At 33.1% G+C, this 6,811-nt stretch carries 7 protein-coding genes and 1 other annotated feature (1 of these 8 only partly in view); of the genes, 6 read left to right on the top strand and 1 reads right to left on the bottom strand.

Features of this window, described 5'->3' with window-relative positions:
• The 6 genes from ileS to N4A40_01245 form a co-directional block, all read left to right on the top strand.
• On the top strand, window positions 1-2,445 hold a 2,445-nt coding region (gene ileS, locus N4A40_01270; GenBank protein MCT4660461.1), incomplete at its 5' end, for an isoleucine--tRNA ligase.
• Window positions 2,446-2,510: 65 nt separating this feature from the next.
• The gene (locus N4A40_01265) at window positions 2,511-3,605 is read left to right on the top strand and encodes a TMEM165/GDT1 family protein (protein ID MCT4660460.1); all 1,095 of its coding nucleotides are present in this window, start codon (window positions 2,511-2,513) and stop codon (window positions 3,603-3,605) included.
• Window position 3,606: 1 nt separating this feature from the next.
• Window positions 3,607-4,278, top strand: coding sequence for a conjugal transfer protein TraX (locus tag N4A40_01260; protein MCT4660459.1), 672 nt, complete (start codon window positions 3,607-3,609; stop codon window positions 4,276-4,278).
• Window positions 4,279-4,307: 29 nt separating this feature from the next.
• Window positions 4,308-4,613, top strand: coding sequence for a hypothetical protein (locus N4A40_01255; GenBank protein MCT4660458.1), 306 nt, complete (start codon window positions 4,308-4,310; stop codon window positions 4,611-4,613).
• Complete coding sequence (locus N4A40_01250; GenBank protein MCT4660457.1) at window positions 4,610-4,780, top strand: hypothetical protein; 171 nt, start codon at window positions 4,610-4,612, stop codon at window positions 4,778-4,780. Before N4A40_01255 ends, N4A40_01250 begins: the two co-directional genes overlap by 4 nt.
• 16 nt (window positions 4,781-4,796) lie before the next feature.
• Window positions 4,797-5,366, top strand: coding sequence for a CoA pyrophosphatase (locus tag N4A40_01245; GenBank protein ID MCT4660456.1), 570 nt, complete (start codon window positions 4,797-4,799; stop codon window positions 5,364-5,366).
• A 60-nt stretch (window positions 5,367-5,426) separates the two neighbouring features.
• Here the strand turns inward: N4A40_01245 and tyrS are convergent, their stop codons facing one another.
• The gene (tyrS, locus tag N4A40_01240; GenBank protein MCT4660455.1) at window positions 5,427-6,656 is read right to left on the bottom strand and encodes a tyrosine--tRNA ligase; all 1,230 of its coding nucleotides are present in this window, start codon (window positions 6,654-6,656) and stop codon (window positions 5,427-5,429) included.
• Between the two features lie 101 nt (window positions 6,657-6,757).
• Window positions 6,758-6,811 (bottom strand) — a binding site (T-box leader); it runs 145 nt beyond the window's last position.

Raw genomic sequence — 6,811 nt, 5'->3', positions numbered from 1 at the left:
GTATGGACAACGACTCCATGGACACTTGCGGCAAATGTTGCATTAGCAGTTCATCCAGAAGAAGACTATGTAAAAGTTAAGGCTTCAGATGAGAATATTTATTATGTAGCAAAAACATTAGCTGATAAGGTTTTAGAAGGCGAGTATGAAATTTTAGAAGAGTACAAAGGTTCTGATTTGGAGCATTGGGAATATGAGCAAATCATGCCATTTTTAGAAGCAGAAAAGAAGGCATTTTATGTAACTCTAGCAGACTATGTAACTACTGGTGATGGTACTGGTATAGTACACATTGCACCTGCATTTGGTGAAGATGACTACCAAGTGGGAAGAGAATATGATCTTCCTGTATTACAGCCAGTAAATGAAGAAGGTAAATATACAACTACACCTTGGGAAGGCGAGTTTGTATTAGATCCAGCGATTGACATTGAGGTAATCAAGTGGCTTGCAAAAGAAGATCGTATTTACAAGAAAGAGAAGATGGCTCATAACTATCCACATTGCTGGAGATGTAAAACACCACTTCTATACTATGCAAAGCCTAGCTGGTATATTGAAATGACTAAATTAAAAGATAAATTAATAGAGAATAACAATAGTGTTGAGTGGTATCCACAATTTGTTGGAGAAGGTCGTTTTGGAAACTGGTTAGAGAATTTGAATGACTGGGCAATTTCTAGAAGTAGATATTGGGGAACTCCTCTTAATATCTGGAGATGCGAATGTGGAGAAATTACAAGTGTTGGTTCTAGAAAAGAATTGGCTGAGAGAGCGATAGAAGATATTGATGATTCTATTGAACTACACCGTCCATATGTTGACGATGTTCACATTAAATGTGATAAATGTGGTAAGCATATGACTCGTGTTAAAGAAGTTATAGATTGCTGGTTTGATTCAGGATCAATGCCTTTTGCTCAGCTTCACTATCCGTTTGAGAACAAAGAATTATTTAATTCTTATTTCCCAGCAGACTTTATCTGTGAGGGTATAGACCAAACGAGAGGCTGGTTCTATTCATTACTTGCGATTTCTACATTTGTTACTGGAAAGTCTCCGTACAAGAGAGTTTTAGTTAATGACTTGATTTTGGATAAAGATGGTCAGAAAATGTCGAAATCAAAAGGAAATTCGGTTGATCCATTTGAATTATTCGATAAATACGGTGCAGATGCACTAAGATGGTATTTATTGTATGTTTCACCAGCTTGGACACCTACTAAATTTGATGAAGATGGTTTAAAAGAAGTTATAAGTAAATTCTTTAATACAATTAAAAATGTTTACAATTTCTTTGTACTTTATGCAAACACAGATGATATTGATCCAAGAGAGTTCAATGTTCCAGTAGAAGAAAGACCAGAACTTGATCAGTGGATTCTATCTAAATACAATAACTTGCTTAAAGATGTTAAGGAAAATCTTGATGCATTTGATTTAACAAAAGTAGTTAGAGCTGTTCAAGACTTTGTTAGTGAGGACCTTTCAAACTGGTATATCAGAAGATCAAGAAGAAGATTCTGGGCTACAGAACTTACTGATGATAAAAAAGCAGTTTATAACACAACATATGAAATTTTAGTAGGACTTTCTAAAATGGTAGCACCATTTACGCCATTCTTGTCGGAAGAATTGTATGAGAAGTTGACAGGAGAGGAATCTGTTCACTTAGCTTACTATCCAGAGGTTGATGAAAAATTAATTCAGCCAAATGTAGAGGAAAGAATGGATCTTGTAAGAGATTTAGTTGGACTTGGTAGAGCTTCAAGAGAAGCAGAGAGAATTAAAGTAAGACAGCCTATTGGAAAGGTACTTGTAGATGGTAAATATGAAGAAATCATGGGAGATTTAGTTCCACTTATTCAAGAAGAATTGAATGTTAAAGAAGTTGTATTTGCTAGAGATTTGAAAGAGTATATGGACTTTAATTTGAAACCAAACTTCAAGGTTGCAGGACCTAAGTTGGGTGCAAAGATTAAACTTTACGGAAAGGCACTAGCTTCACTAGATGCATCAGTAGTAGCTCCCAAATTAGAGGCGGGAGAAACTATCAGCATTGATTTAGATGGGGACAATTTTGATATCGATAAGGAATTAGTACTTATCAACATACAAGCTAAAGAAGGTTTTAATGTATCAATGGAAAACAATAAATTTGTAATTCTAGATACTAAATTAAACGAAGATTTGATTAATGAAGGATATGCTCGTGAGTTTATATCAAAAATCCAGCAGCTTAGAAAGAGCAGTGGGTTTGAAATGATGGATCACATTGCTATTAAATTTGATGGAGATGATGAATTAGCAAAAGCTGTTGAAATTCATGAAGAATTCATTATGACAGAGACATTAGCTAAAAAAGTAGAGCGTGTAAATGAAAGTGAACTTGAGAAATACAACTTAAATGGTCACGATACTGGTTTAGATGTAGTAAAATTATAATTGATTTAATTAGGGGAGTTCTTAGGAACTCCCTTTTTATAGCGTAAAAAATTAGGAGGGATGAAATGTATGAAATAATACAAGCAGCATTTTTAATTTTTGTTGCAGAACTTGGAGATAAAACTCAGATAATGGCTATGTCTTTTGCTACTAAATACAAAGTGCGAGATATTTTGCTTGGAGTGGGTCTCGGAGTAGTATTGAATCACGGTATAGCAGTTTTCATAGGAGCACATGCTCAAAGATTTATACCCATAGTTTTTATACAATTACTTGCAGCACTACTTTTTATAATATTTGGATATACTAGTCTAAAAGTGGAGGAAGAAGACGAAGATAGTGCGAAAAGTATAATAAAAAGTGCTATAATTACAGTTGCACTAGCATTTTTTTTAGGAGAGATGGGTGATAAAACACAGCTTACAGCTATGGCACTTGCCATAAATGGAAATCCAATAAGTACTTTAATTGGAACAACAACTGGTATGATCTTAACTAGTGGGGTTGGGATAGTTGTAGGTATGTACTTTGGAAAGCATATACCCGAAAAATGGCTAAAATTATTTTCAGGGATGGTTTTTGTTGTTTTAGGAATTCAAAAACTCAGAGAATCTTTGCTGAACTACGATATAGATGAAACCTTGATATATGTAGTTCAGATAGCGGTAGCGGTAATATACGTATTACTTGCGATAAGATTTGTATATAAGAAAAAATACGAGGACACAGCTTACAAGAAAAGTGCAGAAAGGCTTTATGAATTAAGACTTTATTTGAAAAAGTATCTATATGAATCGTGTAGTAACGGAATGCAGTGTTCTTCATGCAAAGAGCAAGGATGTCTTTTGAGTGCTGTGTATAAATTATTAGAGAAAACTATCAAAGGAGAAGAAACTATAGAAATCAGTAAAAATATTTCTTTAAATGGAGATTACAAAAAAGAGAAGGTTGAAAAAGGATTAGTAGAGATATTGAAATTTAGAAACCGATGGGGCTGGAATAATGAACCAGAGGATGTTAAAAATATAAGGTATGTATTTGAGAAAATATTATTTGAAGATAGCATTGAAGAGTGTGGAAATATAGAAATGTATTTTGAAAAACTTTATTTGAGAGATCCTAAACTTTGTGAGATAATAAAGACAAAAGTGAGGTGTTGATATGAGTGCATTTATACTCAAAATGATTGCCATTGTAACTATGACAATAGATCATGCTGGTGCAGTAGTATTCAAAGATATGTTTTTTCTAAGAATGATAGGAAGATTAGCATTTCCTATATTTGCTTTTTTGATAGCAAATGGATATATTTACACGCGAGATAGGAAGAAATATGCTATCAGATTATTTGTATTTGCACTTGTATCGCAATATCCTTTTATGCTAGCTTTCAAAGTAGGATGGGATTTGAATATATTTTTCACATTATTCTTGGGATTAATAGCAATAGGTGCTCACGAATATTTTATGGAAAAAAATAAATCGCTTCAAGCTAGCTTGTCGGTATTAGTATTAGCTGTTCTAGCAACAGCACTTCACACTGACTATGGATATTACGGAGTTTTTTTGATATTTCTATTTTATTATTATAGAGAAAAATTTTCTGTATTGAGTATTAGTGTAGTGATACTTAATTTGGTTTTTTGTACTCAAATTGCAATGAGTTATAATTACTATTCGCCTAGAATGTATGTGCAATGTATTTCTTGTTTCTCTCTTATTTTTATTTACTTTTATAACAATGAGAGAGGCCCTAGGTTAAAGTATTTTTTCTATGCATATTATCCGCTACATTTACTAATACTAGCTTATATAGAAAAACTCAAATATTGATTTGGAGGGGAAAAAGTGAAAATATACTCATGGAATGTAAATGGAATCAGAGCTGCACAAAAAAAGGATTTTTAGAGTGGCTTGATGAAGAGAGTCTAGATATACTTTGTATTCAAGAGACAAAAGCGCATAAAGAACAATTGGGTGAGGAACTTATTTCACCTGAAGGTTACCATACTTATTTCAACTCTGGAGAAAGAAAAGGTTATAGTGGAACTGCGGTATATACAAAGAAACAACCAAATAAAATATGGACAGGTTTACCAGATGAACGATTTAACAATGAGGGAAGAACTCAGGTTCTTGAGTTTGACGAATATATACAGACGAAGTGAAATACTCATGGTGTAGTTATAGATTCAATGCTAGAGCTAACAATGCAGGGTGGAGAATTGATTATTTCTTTGTCACGGAGGATTTGGTCGAAAAAGTTGAAAGAGCAGAACTCTTGAATGATGTGATGGGATCTGACCATTGTCCGATTATGATAGAAATGAAGTAATAAAAGGGAGTTAGAAATGAAGAAATCAGATTTGCCTATAAATGTAAACAAAGCTTATGCTGTTCTAATTCCGATGATTGAATTAGATGGTGAAATGAAAATTGTATTGGAAAGAAGAGCTTTAAATATACCTCAGCCCGACGAAATATCATTTCCAGGAGGTGGTATAGAGGAGGGCGAAAAAGCTAGAGATGCAGCTATAAGAGAAACGGTAGAAGAATTAGGAGTGAATTCAAGCGAGATAGAGTTAAGAGAAGAACTTCCACCACTATTTACACCATTTAATACAATAATTTATCCATTTATAGGATTGATAAAATCAAAAGAATTTAAACCAAATGAAGCAGAAGTATCTGAACTCATATTCTTAGGATTGAAAGAACTTAGAAATTTGAAGGCAGAGATATATAGGTCTGATATAAGTCTTAACTTGCCAGAAGATTTTCCATTTGATAAAATACCAAATGGAGAAGAATATGATTGGAAAAAGGGACACTATGATATTTACTTTTATCAATTGAAAGATACAACTATTTGGGGAATTACGGCTAGATTACTATATGAGTTTGAGAAGATATGTAATTAAATAAAAAAGAAGGCATTTGAGCTTTAAAACAACTAGCTCAAGTGCCTTTTTTATATGAAATTATAATGTTACTTTGTGGTATACTTTTTTCCCTTTTTTAATTAGTATTTCACCATTTTTAAATAAGTCCAAACCAACTTCGAATTTTGGATCTGTTATTTTTTCTCCGTCAATTGAAATACCACCTTGCTGAACTAATCTTCTAGCTTCACCATTAGATTTTGTAAGTCCTAATTGTGTTAATAAAGCCAAAAGACCTAGCCCATTTTCAAATTCAGATTTGTCCATAGCAGTAGCTGGAGCATCTACTGGAACGCCATTTCCACTAAATAGAGCTCTTGCAGTGTCTTGTGCTTTTTTAGCATCTTCTTCGCTGTGAATGATTTTAGTTACTTCAAATGCTAATATTTCTTTAGCAGCATTCAAATCTGCTCCCTCTAAAGCACCTAATCTTCTAACTTCATCCATTGGTATAAATGTAAGAAGAGCTAGACAATTTTCAACATCATTGTCTTCGACATTTCTGAAGTATTGGTATAATTCGTATGGACTAGTTTTCTCAGGATCTATCCATACAGCACCATTTTCAGTTTTTCCCATTTTCTTGCCTTCACTAGTAGTAAGAAGTTTAAACGTAAGACCATAAGCAGGCTTTTGGTCAACTTTTCTTATAAGGTTTACACCACCGATTATATTTGACCATTGATCGTTTCCACCAAATTCAAGTTGACAATTGTATCTTCTGTTAAGCTCTAAAAAGTCGTATGATTGCATAATCATGTAGTTAAACTCTAAGAATGATAGACCTTTTTCCATTCTTGCTTTAAAGCATTCTGCTTGAAGCATTTTATTTACATTGAAATGCTTTCCAATATCTCTTAGAAATTCTATATAGTTTAGATTTCTAAGCCAATCTCCATTGTTTACTAATCTGCCTTTTACATCATCTAATACTACGTATTTTGAAAGCTGAGATTTAATTCTAGCTACATTTTCATCTATAGCTTCTACACTTAACATTTTACGCATATCAGTTTTACCAGTTGGATCGCCTACCATTACAGTTCCTCCACCAACTAAAGCGATAGGACAGTGACCTGCTCTTTGCATATGCATCATTACCATAACTTGTATGAAATGACCAACATGTAAACTATCTGCGGTAGGGTCAAAACCTACATAAAAAGGAACAGAATCTTTTGCTAAAAGCTCTCTAACTTCATCCTCGTGTGTTATTTGTTCAATGAATCCTCTTTCCTTTAAAATATCAAAAATATTTTCTGCTGACATTTTAAAACCTCCTTTTATCATCTATAATTAGTTTTAAATTAAATTTTTGGTTAGTCTATAATTTTATAAAATTTTGTACAAAAAAAGGGCATATTCGTCACAGAAAGGACGAGTATACCCGTGGTACCACCTTTATTTACATCACGTAGATGCCT

Source organism: Tissierellales bacterium (assembly GCA_025210965.1).
Taxonomy (GTDB): Bacteria; Bacillota; Clostridia; order Tissierellales; family JAOAQY01; genus JAOAQY01.
The sequence above is the reverse complement of the archived record's forward strand: the minus strand, read 5'-3'. Positions and strand labels throughout refer to the sequence as shown.

What these genes read in the sequence shown, in the direction of transcription:
- N4A40_01265 (MCT4660460.1), top strand. Translation starts at nt 2,511, where the DNA reads ATGTATGAAATAATACAAGCAGCATTTTTAATTTTTGTTGCAGAACTT.
- N4A40_01260 (MCT4660459.1), top strand. Translation starts at nt 3,607, where the DNA reads ATGAGTGCATTTATACTCAAAATGATTGCCATTGTAACTATGACAATA.
- N4A40_01255 (MCT4660458.1), top strand. Translation starts at nt 4,308, where the DNA reads ATGGAATGTAAATGGAATCAGAGCTGCACAAAAAAAGGATTTTTAGAG.
- N4A40_01245 (MCT4660456.1), top strand. Translation starts at nt 4,797, where the DNA reads ATGAAGAAATCAGATTTGCCTATAAATGTAAACAAAGCTTATGCTGTT.
- tyrS (MCT4660455.1), bottom strand. Translation starts at nt 6,656, where the DNA reads ATGTCAGCAGAAAATATTTTTGATATTTTAAAGGAAAGAGGATTCATT.